Source organism: Sandaracinaceae bacterium, from assembly GCA_020633055.1.
GTDB lineage: Bacteria > Myxococcota_A > Polyangia > Polyangiales > Houyiibacteriaceae > JADJJE01.
This window is the reverse complement of record JACKEJ010000011.1, coordinates 384,627-401,988: the sequence shown is the minus strand read 5'-3', so window position 1 is coordinate 401,988 and position 17,362 is coordinate 384,627. Positions and strand designations below refer to the sequence as shown.

Below are 17,362 nucleotides of genomic sequence, written 5' to 3'. Positions count from 1 at the left end.
GGGTTTGTGCGCTCGGGCACGAAGTTACATAGACGCCAGCTGCTCGCCGAAGAGCCACACGAGCTGCGCGACACCCGCTGCCAGACCGAGCACGGCGCCCGCGAGGATGAGCTTCCACTCGTCTTGTTGGAACGCGGGGCGCAGCACCCCTTCGAACGACTCGGCATCGAGTGCCTTCATGCGGTCGTTGAGCTCGCCGCGGATGTCGACCGCCTTCGCGGCGAACGTATGGAGTAGGCCACCGTCGCGCGGGAGCTCGGTCTCGATCATCCCGAACACCTCGGCGCGCAGCGGCTCGCGCTGGGCTTCGGGGAGCAGCATCCCAGCCATCGGGTGCTGCTCGTACTTGGACACGAGCTCGTTCACGCGACCCTTCACCAGGTCGAGCACCAGCTTGCCGGAGTCGCCCTGCGTGACCGTGCGCACGATGTTGTCGGCGTTCAGCACCCGCCCTGCGGTGAGCTCGCTGAAGCGCTCCGCCACGACGGCCTGGCGCTTGTGGAACAGACCGTGAAGCGTGAAGGGCCCCACCTTGCGGGGGTTACGCGGCTCGAAGATGAGCTTGAGCGCGATCCAGTTGGTGGCGTAGCCCACCAGGAAACCGAAGAACGGGAGCACCCAGGTGGCGGGGAACAGCACCCAGATGACCATCTGCACCATCCCGAACAGCAGGCCGAGCCAGATGCCCGACCGCTCGATGAACTTGAACTCTGCCTCGCCCACCTCGAGGAACATCATGGTCATGAGCGCGCGGTTTGCGATCACGGCGTCCAGCGTGACCTGCTCGAGGTCGAGGATCTTCGTGATGTTCTCGCTGAAGTCGTCGGTGATCTTGATGACCACGCCGCGCACCTCGGTGCGGAGGTTGTCCCGCACCATGTTCTGCATGACCTCACCGGCGTTCTCCCACATCACCTTCGCGTGCTTCTCCGCGACCTCCTTCAGGATCTGCTCCGTGATGTCGTCCACCACGACGTCCATCTCGGACGCGAACGCCTCACCCTTGAAGTTCTCGAACAGCTGCTCGAGCGAGAGGAGCTTGGTGGTGATGAGCTTGGTGCTGAAGCGCGCGAGGCGCTCGGCGCTCGCGGGTACGATCCCCTGCCAGCCGAGGTAGGGCGGGATACCCACGAAGTCGGTGGGGTAGAACATCATCTTCACCGCGACGACGTTCGTGAACCAGCCTACGAAGGCCGAGATCAGGGGGATGAGGAGGACCGTGTAGTCCGATTGGATCAATTCAAAGAAGCGCACGGCAGACGCGAGTCTGTAGAATACCTAGTGAAAGTCAACGTGTTCGGCGGGGGGGCCAGCTGCGGCGCGCGCGGCCGTGTCAGGGGCGCGGGGCGACCTGCACGAGGTGCGCGCCGCGACCGTGACACGGGACGGCGACCAGGCCGGTCGCTGGGTCGCGCTCCACGTCGCGCGCGCGACCATCGCAGCGGACGCTGAAGGCGTCGGTGTAGTCCGCTGCGCCAGGGATGTAGACCTCGGTGGGGTCGTGGACCGACGGATCCCCCTCGTACGCGATGTCCAGGGTGCGTGACTCGCGGTCGTACCGCCACCACAGCGGCTGGCCCGCGATGCGCTCGGGCATCGGGCGCGACAAGACGGCGCGCAGGTCGTCGCGCTCGATCCATGCGGCACCTTCCCGGTCGAACAGCCCCCAGGACCCTTGGGAGTCCTCCTTCCACACCCAGAACGCCCCGCTCGCGCCGAACTCGTCCTGCAGGTCCAGCTGTAGCTCGAGGTACTCGAGGCCGCGCGTACCGCGTGGGTTGATGCCGAACTCGCCCACCAAGAGGGGAGTCTGCCACGCGACCGCCTCCTCGTACGCGCTGCGGTTCGCGGGTCGCAGGGACGCGCGGGTGAACGCCAGGAGATCCGCCTCGGTCCCGGAGAAGGACAGGGTGTAGATGTGCGGCGCGTACACGCCACCGGGGACGTCGAACGGCGCACCCACGCTGCCGCTGCGGTTGAACACCACGCGGAACGTCGCTTGCGGTTCGAAGACGATCAGGTGCCCCGGGTCCACCGCGAGGATCGCGCGGCCGACGTCGCGGTTCAGGCGTAGCGTGTCGGCGTCCCCAGCCACGGGTTCGTTGAAGATCTCGTAGCCGATGACCGTGTCGTCGCCGACATAGTCCGACGCGACGCGCGCCGCCATGCTGGCGAACCGCCCGCGCAACGTGGGGCCCGGCTCCGTGTCACCGAAGAACGTGCGGAACGCCGCCAGGGTCTGACCGGCGCCGCGTCGGGCGCCGAGGTCCGTCAGGGGGCCTTCGAGCAGCATGTTCGGCTCGGGGGAGATGGCCCACAGGGGGGCGCCGTCCTCGCCGATCTCTTTCGAGTACGCGTCCTGGTGGAAGTCGATCAGGACGAAGAGGCCAGCCTCGCCGCACGTGTCCACGACCTCGCGCAGCCGCGCCAGGTAGGTCGGGTCGTACGTCGGTGGCTGTGTGTCGGCGGGCTCGATTCCACTCCAGTTCACTGGCAGTCGCAGGAGGTTGAAGCCCATGGCGCGCATCCGTCGGGCGTCCGCCAGCGTGAACTCGGGGATGTCTTCGAGGGCGACGCGCCCGTCGTCGAACGTCACGTCGAACAGCCCCTCGACGCGCGCGTTGATGCCGTGCAGCACCACCGTGCGGCCCTCGGCGTCGACGAACTGTTGGCAGCGGGTGGAGAGCGGTCGCTGGTCCCCCGGGTCCAGCTCGCACAGGGGGAGCGCGAAGCGGTCCGCCGGGGGCGTGACGTCCGGGGCGACGCTGCCTGTGCTCGTGCACGCCGTGGGCGTCAGCGTCAGCGCCGTGATGAGCGTCGCGCTGGGCAGCCAGGAGGGAAGGCGCACGCTGCGGGGAGAGGGCGTTTGGATCATTGGCCGCCCCCCGTCGCGGGAGCGACGAACGACAGCCAGTAGAGGCCACAAGCCAGTGTCTTGCCGTCCGTGATGCGTCCGTCGCGCAGCATCGCGCGGAACGTGACGACGTCCACGGGCTCCACCTCGATGTGCTCCGTCGCGTCGAGGTGCTGCGCCGTTTGCACGAGGCCTGTTGCGACGAAGCCGATCATCTCTTCGTCGCAGAACCCCGGAGAAGCGTAGAAGCGCACCAGCGGCGCGAGTGACTCGGCGCGATAGCCGGTCTCCTCTTCCAGTTCACGAAGCGCGCCTGCGCGATCGTCTTCGCCCGGCTCGCGCGTCCCAGCGGGGAGCTCCAGCAGCGTCCGGCCGACGGCGAAGCGCTGATTGCGGATGAGCAAGACCCGCCCGTCGGGGAGGATGGGCAGGATCACGACTGCGCCAGGGTGGCGCACCACCTCGCGCGCCCGCAGCCCGCCTTCGCGGTCCGGGACGTCGACCGACTCGACGCGGAATTTGCGGCCCTCGAGGAGTGTCCGTGTGCTCATCCGGGCAGCGTAGCAGCCCGTTGACCGGATCCCGATCGGGCTGCAATGCTGCGGCGTGCAGTTTGGACCGTACACGCTGACCGAACGCCTCGCCGTAGGCGGGATGGCGGAGGTATTTCGTGCTGTGCAGCGCGGCGACCAGGGCTTCGAGCGGGTGGTCGCCATCAAGCGCATCCTGCCCGACCTCGCGGACGACGAGGCGTTCATCAACATGTTCGTGGACGAGGCGAAGATCTCCGTCCAGCTGAGCCACCCGAACATCGCCCAGGTGTTCGACCTGGGCTGCATCGACGGCGCCTACTACATCGCCATGGAGTTCGTGGAGGGGCGCGACCTGCGCTCCATCCAGCGCCGCTACGGCGACGGTCGAGCGCTGCCCATCGACATCACCTGCCACGTCGCGCTCAAGGTCCTCGAGGCGCTCGACCACAGTCACCGCGCCGAGGCGCCTGGGCTCGGGCACTTGGGCATCATCCACCGCGACGTCTCGCCCCACAACCTGCTGCTGTCGTTCGACGGCGAGGTGAAGGTCATCGACTTCGGGCTCGCGCGGGCGGCGGGTCGCGCAGTCCGCACGCGGGCGGGCGTGGTGAAGGGCAAGACGCCCTACCTGTCGGCGGAGCAGGCTCGCGGCCAGGAGATCGACCATCGCAGTGACCTGTTCAGCATGGGCACGTGCCTGTACGAGTGGCTGAGCGGCACGCGGCTGTTCCTGCGCAAGACCGAGACCGACACCATTCTGGCGGTGCGGCGGGCCGAGGTCGCGCCTTTGTCCAGCAAGGTGCCGGCGGTGCCCAAGGCCCTGTCGCAGATCGTTCACCGCGCGCTCGAGCCCAACCCCGCCCATCGCTACCAAACCGCGCGCGAGATGCACGACGCGCTCGAGAAGTTCGTGTTCAAGAGTGGCAACGTGGTGACCCAGGCGCAGGTGGCGGACTGGCTCGCCGACTTGTTCCCAGCGGAGACACACTCGCACGCCGCTGCCGTCGCGCAGGACGAGTGGTCGGACTTCGAAGACACACAGGTGACCGAGATGACGTTCTGGGACACCGAGGAGCTGTCACGTCCGACGATCCCGGGGACCCCGCGCGAGGGGTAGAACGCCACGCGGCCCTTCACGCTGCCCGCCCACATCCTTGCGGTGGTTCGCGTAGGGTGGGGCCGGCCCGTGCGACGACCCCCACCGGCAACTCCCCCGTCTGGTGGGTTGCCGGTCGCGCCTCAGCGCTCGAACCCCTCCATCATCGCGTCGTGCAGGACGTTGCCCAGGCGCTCGTAGCCCGCGCGGGTGAAGTGGACGTGGTCGGGGGCGCCGTAGGCAGGTGTCGCGGCCGACCAGGTCACCATGCTGAGCGGGCCACCCATGAACGCCACCAGGTCGAAGAAGCCGCAGCCCATCTCGACCGCCACGCGGTGCTGCGCCTGGATCAGCTGCGCGGTACGGGGGCGGTCCTCGTAGGAGCCGTCCTCCAGCTCGGTGGGCCGGTCCGAGGGGCCGATGAGCAGGCACGACGCGTTGGGCACCGTCTCGCGCACGCGACCGACCACTTCGCGCAGCTGGGACTCGTAGGCCGCGATGGGCTGGTCATCCCCGCTCTCGTTGGTGCCGTAGGCCAGCACCACCAGGTCCGGATTGCGGCGCCGCAGGTGCTCCCGGTAGAGCTGGTCTTCCCACATCAGGTGGTAGCGCGCGCGCGCGCCGTTGATGCCGAGAGTGTCCACGATGACACCCGGGCGCTCGCGCTCCACAGCCAGGCCGAACAGGCGGACGTTGCCATTGCCGTTCGCGCGCACGCGCAGGGAGTGCGGGCCGTCCGGCACCTCGTAGCGAGCGTAGCCCGCGCCGGTCTCGGTCGCGCGCGTGCGGATCCGCTCGACGGGCCGGCCATCGAGGTAGACCTGCAGATCGCCTCCGCGGGGCTGCTTGTAGTAGAAGAGCTCGAACACCGAGGCTGCGCGCCCCAGCTCACCGCGGCTGGTGGTGCTGGCCTCGGCCCACGCGTTGCGTGTGGAGGTCTCGACGAAGACGCCGTGCAGGCCGAAGCTCTCGACGTCACGCGTGTCGCCGCGCACCTTGGTGGACTCCCAGCGCTCGGCATCGCCGCGGATGCGCACGCCCTGGTGACGGTAGCTGCGCCATGGCGCGACGGGCAGCACGAAGCCGTGCCCCGCGTCGCCGAAGCGGGCCTGCAGCCGTGACCGCACGACGCCCGTGAACAGATCGCTCGCCACGTGCGAGGCCCCGTAGAACACCAGCCGGGCCTGGCCCTCCCCGCGTTCGGCGCGCCGGAGGGCGGCGTGCAGGGCGTCCATGGAGTGCCCGTCGCGATCCTCGATGGCGATGTCCACGCCGAGGGGCTGGTCCTCCGGGCGGGGGTGCCGGACGCGGGGGCCGGTGCGCAGGACTTCACCGTTCGCGGCGCGGATGTCCGCGCTGGACTCTCCGCTGGCCGGGGCCTCGGCGGGGTCCGACGACTCGCCGCTGGTGTCCACCGTGCCTGTCTCGCTCTCGTCCACCGTGGCCTCGGCCCCCGACGAGTCGGTCGCCGGGACGGGCTGTCCCACGGCCGAGTCGTACACGCAGGCCCATAGGAAGGCCACCGCGAGGGGCGTCACGAACACGGCGAGGGGGGAGCGGAGCGGACCTGGCACACCTTCGTTGTTCATGGTCGAGGGCCTCTCGTCAACTTTCCGCGGCGCTCCGACGAAACGCGCCGCCCAGTCGACGCAGTCCGAAACGTCGATGGGGTCGGCCGGAGCAGGCCTGCTCGCGAGGGCGGCGGCGCGGGCCAGCCCGAAACGCCAACAGGCGACCCGAGGGCCGCCTGCTGGAAGAACAACCCTCGGTGAGGAGGGGACGGGCAGCGCCCGCCGGAGTTCAGGGGGTCTGGTTGCGGAGCTCGGTCACGCTGAGGGTGCCGCGCAGGTTCTGGCCGGCCGTGTAGCTGCTGATCCACACGTCGTACTGGCCGCTGGGGGGGTTCTCGATGGAGACCATGGGGTTGGTGCCCACGGCGTCGTCGTTGCAGTGCCAACGGCCCGACGCGTCGTTGACGACGAGCGCGGTGTCGCCGCTGGCCCGCACGAAGAAGCGCAGGAAGCTCGCGGCGTTGCTGTACTGCACGATGACGTCGGGGTTGGCCGTGGCAAAGCCCGTGCAGCCTGCGCCGAGGTTCATGTTGCGGACGCTGAGGCTACCGCCGGACACGACGTTGACCGTCATGGGGTCGGGCATGAAGCCGCCGTTCAGGCGGTGCACACCGAAGTTCGCGGTGCTCCCGCCGATGTTGAGGCTGCCCTGCGCGATGGTCTGCGCGTGGGAGCCGACGACGAGAAGCCCGGCCGCGAGGCCGAGAACCATGTGTAGCTTGCTGAGTCGAGTCACTGAGTCCTCCAATATCCGATGAGCTGGGAGCTTGCGGGTTGTGCCTGGCTCGCGCGTTGCCGTTGCGAGCAGGGCCTAGACGGCGGGGGTGTGCGGCTATTCACGCCGCTTCGAAATATTCTTACGCCGCCCTACGAGTACGATTCCCTGACGGGGGTACTTTAGTTGGGGGGCCTCGAACAAGCCTTTTCGTCCCGCGTCTCGCCCCGGGTGTGGGTCGTGCTAGATCCGGCCCCGTGTTGGTCGCAGCCCACGTCTTCGAGATCCTGGTCATGCTGCTCTCGGGAGCCGCCCTCGCGCGGCTCGTCCGCCGAGAGCCGCTGCCGTGGGCGCTGTTCGGCGCAGGGATGCTCGCCTTCGTATTCGCCGAGGTGGCGCAGATGGGCGCCTCCAACCTCCTCGCATCGCTGCAGGCCGAGCAGCTCGTCCCCGTGCCCACGCGCGAAGGTGCACGTCGCGTCAGCTTCATCCTGATCGGCGTGTTCACGGGCCTCACCCTCGAGCCGCTCCGCTGGTTCGTGTTGTCGCGCTACACGCCTGGCTATCGCTCACAGCGGGCAGCGTTGCTCGTGGGGGCCGGCGCGGGGGCCATGGAGGGCATCCTGATGGGCGCGGTCGTGCTCATCATGTTGGTGCTGGCGCTGGTGTTTCGTGGGGAGACGCTGGACTCGCTCACCGCGGCAGGGCTCTCGGGGAGGGCCGCCATCAAGGTGGGCCTGCGCGTGGTCGCGTGGTGGGACTCGTCGCCGCTCGGCGCGATCCTCGCCGCGGCGGAGGCGCTCGTGCGGCTCGCGTTCCAGGTGGGCTGCACGTGCGTGGTGATGGTCGGCGTGCGCCGCCGCGCGCCTGGGTGGTTGCTGCTCGCGGTTCTCACGGATGCCGCGTACGAAGTGGCGAACGCGTGGGCGTCAGACCCGTCGAGCGGGCTCGGTGACTGGGCTGCGTTCGGCGTGGTGGCGACGGGCCTGCCGCTCGCGTTCGGCATGACCGCTCTCGGCCGCACGATGGCGCAGCAGGACGGAGCCCTCGAGCACCCTGCTCCCTCCCTTGCCGGCGATGCGGGAGCGCCCGCCGCCTGAGGCGGCGCGTGACGAGGCCCGCCAATGCTGTTCAACAGCCTCGACTACTTTCTCTTTCTCGCCCTCGCGGTGCTCGGTTTCTGGCTGCTCGCGCGGCACCGTGTCGCGCGCCTCGCGTTCGTCGTGGTCGCCAGCTGCCTGTTCTACATGGCGGCCAACCCCCGCTACATTTTCCTCATCCTCGGCAGCACGCTGGTCGACTACCTGGTGGGGCTGCAGCTGGGACGCACCGACAACGAGCGCGCCCGCCGCGGGCTGCTGCTGGTCAGCCTGGTGTCCAACCTCGGGCTGCTCGCGCTCTTCAAGTATTTCGACTTCTGGAGCGGCGCGCTCACCAGCTTCTACGCGTCACTGACCGGTGAGCCCCACACGCCCTTCCTGCTGCGCTGGGCGCTGCCCGTTGGCATCTCGTTCTACACGTTCCAGACGATGAGCTACTCCATCGACGTGTATCGACGCACGCTCGCGCCCAAGCGCAGCCTGCTCGAGTTCGCGTCGTACGTGACGTTCTTCCCGCAGCTGGTGGCCGGTCCGATCGTGCGCGCGTCCGAGTTTCTCCCGCAGCTCGACGGAGAGCCCAGCCTGCGCCGCGAGCAGGTCAGCCGCGGGCTGTTCTTGTTGGGGACGGGGCTCGTCAAGAAGGTCGCCGTCGCAGACTACCTGTCGGCGAACCTGGTGGACCGCGTGTTCGCGCAGCCGGAGCTGTACACTGGCACCGAGGTGGTGGTCGCGCTCTACGCGTTCACGATGCAGATCTACTGCGACTTCTCGGGCTACACGGACATGGCGCGCGGCTCGGCGCTGCTGATGGGCTACGACCTGCCCGAGAACTTCGACCGCCCCTACCAGGCCACCAACCCGGCCGAGTTCTGGCGCCGCTGGCACATGACACTCAGCCGCTGGCTGCGGGACTACCTCTACTTCCCGCTCGGTGGCTCGCGCGCGGGTCCGGTGCGCGCTTACTGGAACCTGTGGCTCACGATGATGCTGATCGGCATGTGGCACGGCGCGTCGTGGACGTTCGTCCTCTATGGCTTCCTCCAGGCCACGGTCATGGTCATCCACCGCTTCGCGCGGAGGCGCTTCGGCGGGCAGGGTGACGGCGACGGCGCGGAAGACGCGCTGCCCATGCGCGCGTTCAAGGTGTTCTGGGCGCTCCAGTTCGTGGTGTTCTCCCGCATCCTCTTCCGCGCCAGCAGCATGGACAACGCCCGCGCCATCACCGACCGCCTGTTCTCCGGCACCTCCTCCACCGCGCAGATCACCACGGCGCTGTGGGCGATGCTGGGGGTGACCTTCGCGCTCCACTTCACGCCGCGCGCCTGGTTCAAGTCGGTGGAGCGCGCGTTCCTCGGGCTGCCCGCGCCGGTGCAGGGGCTCGCGCTCGGCGGGGTGGGTGCCATCCTGTCCCAGGTGGCCGTCGGGGAGGCCGCCCCCTACATCTACTTCCAGTTCTGATGACCCCACGACGCACTAGTAAGCGGCCTCGGCGCCCCTCGATCCCTCCCGCCGGCGGCGCGAGCCAGGCGGCTTCCGCAGCAGCTGTGACGGACGGGGCGGAGGGGGTGACTGGCCCTGCGGAAGGCGCTCTCGCCAGGGAGCGCAAGCAGGCCCTGCGGCACCTCGGGGCGGCGACGGGGGTCATCCTGGCCATGGCGGCGTCGTCCTACCTGGTGCCCTCGCTGGCACGTTTCCGACCGTGGGTCCCCGGAGAGCGTGTCCCTCTCACGCACATGAGCGAGCGCTTCGATGCCGTGCCGGCGTCCGCAGGTGCGGGCGGTGGCTATCACGCGGCTTCCTCGTCGGCCCAGACGGAAGAGGTGCTGGGCGCCGAGGTCGCGGCCGCCCTGGCCGAAGACCGGGAAGGCCAAGCGCGCCAGCCGCCGCCGCCACCCGTGGAGCAGGATGAACGCGGCGAGCGCCGCGTGCGCATCGACCCGAGCGAGTACGAGGGCATCCGCATCCACATCGAGGACCCGACAGGCCGCGGCATGCGCCCGTTCTACGAGGCGCTGCGTCGCGCGGCGTTGGGTGAGCCGGGGGCGCTCGCGCGGGCGGCGCACTACGGTGACAGCACCATCGCGACGGACCACCTCACGCACACGGTGCGGCACCGTCTCCAGCGGCGCTTCGGCGACGGAGGGCACGGCTTCATCTTGATCTCCAAGGGCTTCATGCCCTACCGCCACCAGGACGTGTTCCACTCGGCCAACGAGGGCTGGAGCATCAAGGAGGTCACGCGGGCCGCCATCGACAACGGCTACTACGGCTTCGGCGGCGTGCAGATCCAGGCCCGCGCGGGTGGCGTCGCCCGCTTCGGAACGCACGAAGAAGACGAGCCCGAGACGGGCCGCAGCCTGAGCCGCTTCCAGCTGCTGTTCCAGCGCCAGCGGGGCGGCGGCGACGTGCGACTCACGGTGGACGACGGCGAGCCGGTGGTAGTCTCCACGGGTCTGACGGCCGACGAAGAGGCGGTGGGCGTGAGCGGTCCGGTCGACGCCGAGCACACCATCTCCGTGCCCGATGGCCCGCACCAGATGGAGGTGCGCTACGTCGGCGGCGGCCGTGTGTCGCTCTACGGCGTGGTGATGGAGCGTGAGGGACCGGGGGTGGTGTACGACTCTCTCGGCCTGGTGGGGGCGCGGGCGAGCCGCATGCTCAACTTCGACGCGGCGCACCTGCACGCGCAGCTGGCCGCGCGGGGCACCAACCTCTTGGTGCTGGGCTTTGGCGGCAACGACTCGAGCGACAGCACCACCGAGGACCGCTACTACGAGAGCTTCAAGGAGGTCATCCAGCACGTGCGCGGCGGGCGTGACGACCTCGGCTGCTTGATCTTCGCGCCCCTCGACCAGGCCGAGCGCGACGAGCGGGGCAACATCCGCACCATGCCGATGGTGCCGCGCATCGTGGCGGCGCAGCGGCGCGCGGCGTTCGACCTGGGCTGTGCCTTCTACGACACCTGGGAGGCGATGGGCGGCTCGGGGGCCATGCAGCGCTGGTCACGTGCGCGGCCGTCGCTGGCCTTCACCGACTATCGCCACGCCACGCCGGAGGGCTACCGCGTGATCGCGGACTTGTACTACAAGGCGCTGCTCGCGGGCTTCGCCGACTACCTCGCCTCGCGCCCCGCCGACGCGCCGCCCGCAGCGGGTGCGCCATCAGCCGCCGATGCGCCGCTCGCGGCCGGTGCGCCGCCCGCGGCCGGTGCGCCGTCAGCCACCGATGCGCCGCCTGCCACGCCGCCCGCCGCTCAGTAGAGCCCCGGGACGATGCGGTAGGGGACGCGCTCGCAGTAGCGCGTCCAGTCCTCGCCGTACTTCTCGCTGCAGAAGTGGTGGTCGCGGCGCTCGCGGTGGATGAGCAGAATGGCGAAGTAGATGGGGTAGAAGTACGGCAGCACGGAGCCGAACAGGCACGGCAGCGACCAGCTGAGCGCCATCAGGATGTCGCCCACGTAGTTGAAGTGGCGTGACCAGCCCCAGAAGCCGCTCACCAGCAGCTTGCCGCCCTGGGCGGTGGGCATGTACTCGGCCTTCTTGCCCCAGATGACCGCGTTCTCGGGGTCGCTGCGGAAGTGGTGCTTCTGGAGGTTCACGGCGCGGAAGATGTAGAGCCCCAGCACGTTGATGCCGACGATGACGCCCGCGGCCCAAAGGGGCAGGTCGTGCACGCGGTCGATCAGATAGTGCGCCTGCAGCGAGTAGGTCATGGGCACCCACGCCAGGTCACCGAAGCACAGCATGAACCCGAAGTTCTCGTGCTTGATGTCCATCGTGGTGAGGATGGCCGGCTCGTTCACGAAGTAGTCGACGATGTAGAGCAGCTGGAACGCACCCACCAGGATCATGCTGGTGCTGACGAAGCCGTAGCGCTCGTACTGCACGACCGCGAAGGACGCGTTGAGCACGACCCACAGCAAGAGCCCCGGACGCGCCTCGCAGAAGAACTTGAGGTCCAGGCCGTCGGGACCGGGCGGGACGCGCGGGTTGTGCCCGGTGCCCATCCAGAAGTCGTGGATGAAGCGCCCGCTGAGCCGCCCCGCCTGACCGTGCTTCTGTCCGTACACGTACAGGAACGCGCTGAACGCGTAGCAGAAGATGGTCATCACGCTGAGGATGGCGCCGAACTCGTCGTGCAGGCGCGAGAGCGGGTACACCCCCGTGACGTGCAGCGCGGCCACGCTGGCGAAGGTGATCACCATCGAGGCGAGGCCGTTCATCTTGTACGGGAGCGTGCCGCCCCCGGGGAGCTCCGTGCCCTGCACGCGCTTGCCCGGGGCCCACTGCTGCAGCGCCGCCTGCGCGGCGAACCAGCTCAGGTAGAACGCGGCGGCGCTCCACGTGGGGACCAAGCTCCGTAGGAAGCCGTCCACGTCGGCGCGCGGCCCGGGGAGCAGCTGCCCGTCGTTGAAGCGCACCGCGAAGTAGAGGTACGCGGTGAACACCGGCAGGCCGAAGATCATGGCCAGGTTGCCCGGGATGCCGCCGAACTCGAGCTTCTTCTCGCTGCCGCTGCTCATGCTGCCTCGCTATCGGATGTGGCCCGCGGATCGCAGCCAGGCGGTGGTGTCGCCGAGCGTCTCGGCTGCGGGTCTGTAGTCGAGCCCAAGCGCGGCCAGCTCGGGGGAGGAGTCCACCGCCGTCCAGCGGGTGGCGTACTGCATGGCCTCGCGGGTGATGGGGAAGGGCACGGGGACCGCCTTGCGCACGCCGTCGAGCACCACGCCAGTGGCCCGTAGGAGCCCGCCCGGCAGCGGCATGGCGATGGAGCGCGCACCGGCGGCGCGCAGCCCGCGGTGCAGGTCGCGCCAGGGGAGGTAGTGCCCCGGGACCAGGTGCCGCTTCACGCTCGGGCCGTCCTCCAGCAGCAGACGATGGGCGATGGCCAGATCGCGTGCGTCCACGAACTGAAAGCCCCCCGGGGTGAGCGGCACGAAGCGCCCCGCGAAGATGCGCAGCGCGTTGGTGGACTCGGTCATGCCCGGGTCGTCCGGAGCCAGGACGGCGCTCGGGTAGGTGGTCCAGATGGGCGCGCCCGCGGCCTGCTGCTCGCGCACCCAGCGCTCCGCCATGGCCTTGCTGAGCCCGTAGGCGTGCTCCGACTCGTGCGGCTCCGTGTCGGGCGTGATGGGCGCAGCCTGACCGCTGGGCTCCACATGGAACAGCGCGCTCAAGCTGGAGACGTGCACGATGTGCCGCAGCCCCGCGTCGAGCGCAGCGCCCAGCACCTTCTTCACGCCGCCCACGTTGGCTTCGATCAGCGCCTCGGTGGACGCGTTGTCGATGCTCACGATGGCCGCCGCGTGCACCAGTCCGTCGCACCCGTCGAGCGCAGCGCGGACGGAGGCTTCGTCCGCGATGTCGCCGACGACGGAGCTGAGCCCGGTCGGTGCGTCCGGGAAGACGCGCGCAAGCTTGGACTCGCTGCGCACGAGGGCGCGCACGCTGTGGCCCGCCTGCAACAGCTCTCGGATGGTGTGCGAGCCCGCCAGACCCGTCCCGCCAGTGACCAGTACCTTCATGGGGTCACGTGGTGACATGAGTCGCCGTGTCTGCATAGTCCCGAACGATCTCACGCGCCGCGCGCAGGCCGATCAGCATGCTGGGGGCGTTCATGGCGGACACGGGCGTGGAGGGGGTGACCGACGCGTCGGCGATGCGCAGGCCCCGCACCCCCCGCAAGCGCAGGCGCAGATCCACGGGGGCGTGCGCGTCCGTGCCCATGCGACACGTCCCGGCGAAGTGGAAGGTGGTCATCACGTTCTTCTCGATGAACGTCTGCAGCGCCTCGTCGCTGGTGGCGCGCTTGCCCGGCATGAGGGGGCTGTTGCCGAACTCGGCGAGCGGCTCGGCCTTGGCCACCCGCTGCGCGAGGCGCACGCCCGCGAGCATCGTCTGCATGTCCTCCGGGTGCGTGAAGTAGGCCGGGTCGATGGCGGCCTGGGCGCGTGGGTCGTTGCTGGCCAGCCACAGCTGCCCGCGGCTCTTGGGCTTCCCGAGGATCACCACGATGCCGTACATGTGCTTGATGAAGTCCTCGGCCGCGTTCGTGCTGAGCGCAGCGTCCACGGCCCCACGGAGCCAGCGCTTGGCGCGCGTGTCGAACAGGCTCGGTGGCAGCACCTTGCCCGGCAGCATGCGCTTGGCTGCCTGCTTCATGGCGGAGGGTGCGGGCCAGTAGACCAGGCACGTGTCGCTCTGCTTCGGGGGCAGGTCGGTCGCCGGGTTGGCGCGGCAGAAGCTGTAGAGCTGCGGATAGTACGCGTCCACCTCGGCCTTGCTCTTGTAGAACAGGGAGACGTTCGGGTGGTCTTGCAGGTTCTGGCCAATCTCGGGCACGTCCACGATGGGCGTGATGCCGACGGCGTTCAGCCGTGAGGCCGGGCCAATGCCGGACAGCATCAGCAGCTTGGGCGTCTCGAGGGAGCCCGCGCACATGACCACCTCGCGCCGCACGTTCACGCTCTTGAGGTTGCCCCCCTGCTCGTAGCGCACGCCGGACACGCGCGGGCCGTCGTCGATCATGATGCGGTGCGCGCGCGCGTGGGTCTCGATGACCAGGTTGGGCCGCGCCTCCGCGTCGCGGATGAAGGCCACGTAGCTGCTGCGCCGCGCCTGCCCCTCGTAGCTCATCCACTCGTGCCCGATGGCGTCACTCAGGTCGCCGTCGTTGAGGTCCTCGCTGCGTCGGAACCCACAGGCCTGCGCGCTGCGGATGCAGGTCTCGGTGAAGTTCGTGCCGCTGCGTCGGTGCGGCCGCAGCGTGCGCTCGAGCTCCTCGAACTCGCCCACCACGTCGTTCCAGCGGAAGCCCTCGGGCCACTCGTCCCAGTCCTCACGGGCGCCGCGCGTGTAGACCATGCCGTTGACCGCGCCGCTGCCACCCATGCCGCGGCCCGTGCCCAGGAACAGCCGCTGCTTGCCCGCGTTGGGCTGGGGCACGCTGAAGCGGTCCCAGATGACCGCGTCGTTCGCGAACGCGTGCTTGTAGCCGTCCGCGTCGAGGGTCTCCGGGTTCTCGTCGGCACCGGGGCCGCACTCGAGGAGCAGCACGCGCACGCGCGGATCGCGCGCCAGCTGGGCCGCGACGATGCAGCCGGACGAACCGCCACCGACGACGACGTAGTCAAAGGTCTCGCTCATGGGACTCCTGGTGCCACGTGGAATGGCGGTTTCAAATCGTGAAATAACCATATCACGAATCGCGGGCCCGACAAGTCGACCCCCGCTCGGGGGCGAGCGCGTCCGTTGTGAGTGGACGTCCGCGATGTGACGTGCGTACAACGATGCCTCATGCGTTTGCTGGAGCGCTACCTCCTTGCGGGCTTCGATCCGGCCGAGCTCACGGGCCTGGAGCTGCACCGCTTGCGCTCCATCACGGGATCGATCCTCGGGCTGGGCGCCATCGCGGTGTTCTTCTTGGTGCACTCGCTGATGCTCGGTCTGCCCTTCCAGGCGGGAGCCCTGACGCTCGGACTGCTGATGGCGGGGGGCGGCTACCTGCTCACCGCCAAGACCGGGCGGGTGGCCTATGCGGGGCACGCGGTGACTGGCGCGCTGATGGTGGTGCTCGTTGGGCAGGCCTTCGTCACGGGGGGCTTTCGGAACCCGCAGTTTGCGTGGTTCGTCGTGGCGCCGCTCATCGCGGGCTCCTCGCTGGGGCTCAGGCAAGGGGTGCTGTGGGGGGTACTCAGCGGCCTGGCCGTGGTCGCGTTCTGGGCCCTCGACTTTGCGGGCGTGCAGCTGGACAACCTGGTGCCGCTCGATCAGCGGCCGTACGCCGAGGCGCTGACCCTGGTGGGCGCGTTGGTGGCGGCGCTGACCGTCATGACGAGCTTCCTGCGCGGGCAGCACTATGCGGAGAGCGCGCTGCTCGAGACGAACGAGTCGCTGCGCCGCGAGATCGAGGTGCGCACGGCCGCGGAGCTCACGGCCAAGCGGGCGGCGCAGTCACGCAGCGATTTCTTGGCGACCATCAGCCACGAGATCCGTACGCCTCTCAACGGGGTGCTCGGCATGACGAGCCTGCTCTTGGACACGGAGCTCACGCCGCTCCAGCGCGAGTACGCGGAGACCGCGCGCCGCAGCGGTGACGCGCTGCTGACCGTCATCCAGGACGTGCTCGACTTCTCCAAGGTGGACGCGGGCAAGCTGGTGATCGAGCGCGCGGAGTTCCACCTGCGCGACGCCGTGGAGGACGTGGCCAGCCTCGTCGCGGAGAGCGCCCACGCCAAGGGGCTCGAGCTGATCGTGGACGTGGATCCAGCGGTGCCCAGCGTGGTGGTGTCCGACGCGGGCCGTATCCGGCAGGTGCTGCTCAACCTGCTCTCGAACGCCATCAAGTTCACGGCCGAGGGCAGCGTGCGCCTCGACATCCGCGCCGAGGAGCTCGGCCCCGACGACTACTGCGTCCGCTTCGAGGTCACGGACACGGGCATCGGCGTGTCGGAGGAGCAGCAGGCACACCTGTTCGAGCCGTTCGTGCAGGCGGACAGCACCACTACGCGCACCTACGGAGGCACGGGGCTCGGGCTCGCCATCGTGCGGCGCCTGAGCCAGGCGCTGGGCGGAGACAGCGGGGTGCGCTCGAAGCTGGGCGAGGGGAGCACGTTCTGGGCGTCGATGCGCGTCGCGGCGCACGACGATCGCGTGACGCTCGAGACCATGCTGCTCGGCGTGCGGGTGCTGGTCGTCGTGCGCGACGCGGCGTTCGGGCGGGCGCTGCTGGGCGTGCTCGGCCGCTGGGGGTGCCTGGCGACCCTCGCGACGACGCTCGAGCGGGCGGACGCGTCCCTCGCTACCGGCGAGACGGACGTCGTCCTCGCCGACGCCGAGGCCCCCGGTGGCTTCACGGAGCGGCTGCTGACGCGGGCTCCTGCGCGTCGGCCGCCGGTGGTGGTCCTGGCGCCCGTGGCGGGTGCCCTCGCGCGCATGCCAGACTGGGGTCGCGAGGCCGCGCGCTGGGTCACCAAGCCGCCCCGGCGGCGCGCGCTCGAAGCCGCGCTCGAGGCTGCGACGCAGGGCGCTCGCCGAAGCACCGGAGCGTCCTCGAAGCCGACGCCCGCCACAGCGCTCCGGGGGCGAGTGTTGGTGGTGGAGGACAACCTCGTCAACCAGCAGGTGGTCCGAATGATGCTCACCAGCCTGGGCGTCGAGGCGGACGTGGCCGCCAACGGTCAGGAGGCGCTCGGGATGGTCGCGCGGGGCCGCTATGCCGCCATCTTGATGGACTGTCAGATGCCCGTAATGGATGGCTTCGAGGCGACGCGGCGCCTGCGCGCTGGAGGGGACACGACGCCGATCATCGCGGTGACCGCCAACGCGATGCCGGGCGACGACGAGCTCGCGCTGGCCGAGGGCATGGATGACTACCTGAGCAAGCCCATCTCGGTGGACGCGCTGCGGCGGGCGCTGATCAAGCACTGCGCGAACGGGGCGTGACGGCGGCTGAGGCGATGCGCGGTTCTTGGACCTCGGGCGCGCCGGTTGCG

General features: G+C 69.6%; 13 protein-coding genes. 5 read left to right on the top strand and 8 right to left on the bottom strand.

Annotation, left to right across the window (positions count from 1 at the left end):
* Nucleotides 1-24: 24 nt before the first annotated feature.
* From H6726_26220 to H6726_26210, 3 genes are all read right to left on the bottom strand, one after another.
* On the bottom strand, nt 25-1,254 hold the full coding sequence (locus tag H6726_26220; GenBank protein ID MCB9661172.1) for a DUF445 family protein: 1,230 nt from the start codon (nt 1,252-1,254) through the stop codon (nt 25-27).
* 79 nt (nt 1,255-1,333) lie between these two features.
* Nucleotides 1,334-2,848 carry a cellulase family glycosylhydrolase gene (locus H6726_26215; GenBank protein MCB9661171.1) on the bottom strand — a complete coding sequence of 505 codons (1,515 nt, stop codon included), beginning with the start codon at nt 2,846-2,848 and terminating at the stop codon, nt 1,334-1,336.
* 23 nt (nt 2,849-2,871) lie between these two features.
* A complete protein-coding gene (locus H6726_26210; protein ID MCB9661170.1) occupies nt 2,872-3,405 on the bottom strand; it encodes an NUDIX hydrolase in 534 nt (177 codons plus the stop codon).
* 55 nt (nt 3,406-3,460) lie between these two features.
* Here H6726_26210 and H6726_26205 point away from each other — a divergent pair, with 55 nt between their 5' ends.
* Nucleotides 3,461-4,504: a serine/threonine protein kinase gene (locus H6726_26205; protein MCB9661169.1), complete on the top strand. Its 1,044-nt coding sequence runs from the start codon at nt 3,461-3,463 to the stop codon at nt 4,502-4,504.
* Nucleotides 4,505-4,626: 122 nt separating this feature from the next.
* Here H6726_26205 and H6726_26200 read toward each other — a convergent pair whose 3' ends face one another.
* Both H6726_26200 and H6726_26195 read right to left on the bottom strand, forming a co-directional pair.
* A complete protein-coding gene (locus tag H6726_26200; GenBank protein ID MCB9661168.1) occupies nt 4,627-6,072 on the bottom strand; it encodes a hypothetical protein in 1,446 nt (481 codons plus the stop codon).
* A gap of 211 nt (nt 6,073-6,283) precedes the next feature.
* Nucleotides 6,284-6,766 carry a peptidase S1 gene (locus tag H6726_26195; protein MCB9661167.1) on the bottom strand — a complete coding sequence of 161 codons (483 nt, stop codon included), beginning with the start codon at nt 6,764-6,766 and terminating at the stop codon, nt 6,284-6,286.
* A gap of 260 nt (nt 6,767-7,026) precedes the next feature.
* Between H6726_26195 and H6726_26190 the strand changes: the two genes are divergently transcribed.
* From H6726_26190 to H6726_26180, 3 genes are all read left to right on the top strand, one after another.
* On the top strand, nt 7,027-7,869 hold the full coding sequence (locus tag H6726_26190; GenBank protein ID MCB9661166.1) for a YhfC family intramembrane metalloprotease: 843 nt from the start codon (nt 7,027-7,029) through the stop codon (nt 7,867-7,869).
* Between the two features lie 24 nt (nt 7,870-7,893).
* Entirely contained in the window at nt 7,894-9,327 is a 1,434-nt protein-coding gene (locus tag H6726_26185; GenBank protein MCB9661165.1) for an MBOAT family protein, read from the top strand.
* 107 nt (nt 9,328-9,434) lie between these two features.
* Nucleotides 9,435-11,129, top strand: coding sequence for a hypothetical protein (locus tag H6726_26180; GenBank protein ID MCB9661164.1), 1,695 nt, complete (start codon nt 9,435-9,437; stop codon nt 11,127-11,129).
* On the opposite strand, the gene H6726_26175 is transcribed toward H6726_26180, so the two are convergent.
* From H6726_26175 to H6726_26165, 3 genes are read right to left on the bottom strand one after another with little or no spacing between them, the layout of a single operon-like run.
* A complete protein-coding gene (locus H6726_26175) occupies nt 11,123-12,391 on the bottom strand; it encodes a DUF1295 domain-containing protein (protein MCB9661163.1) in 1,269 nt (422 codons plus the stop codon). The genes H6726_26180 and H6726_26175 overlap by 7 nt on opposite strands.
* 9 nt (nt 12,392-12,400) lie before the next feature.
* The gene (locus H6726_26170) at nt 12,401-13,393 is read right to left on the bottom strand and encodes an SDR family NAD(P)-dependent oxidoreductase (GenBank protein MCB9661162.1); all 993 of its coding nucleotides are present in this window, start codon (nt 13,391-13,393) and stop codon (nt 12,401-12,403) included.
* 4 nt (nt 13,394-13,397) lie between these two features.
* Entirely contained in the window at nt 13,398-15,014 is a 1,617-nt protein-coding gene (locus H6726_26165; GenBank protein MCB9661161.1) for a GMC family oxidoreductase N-terminal domain-containing protein, read from the bottom strand.
* A 150-nt stretch (nt 15,015-15,164) separates the two neighbouring features.
* Between H6726_26165 and H6726_26160 the strand changes: the two genes are divergently transcribed.
* Nucleotides 15,165-17,312, top strand: a complete 2,148-nt coding sequence (locus H6726_26160; protein ID MCB9661160.1) for a response regulator — start codon at nt 15,165-15,167, stop codon at nt 17,310-17,312.
* Nucleotides 17,313-17,362 lie beyond the last annotated feature (50 nt).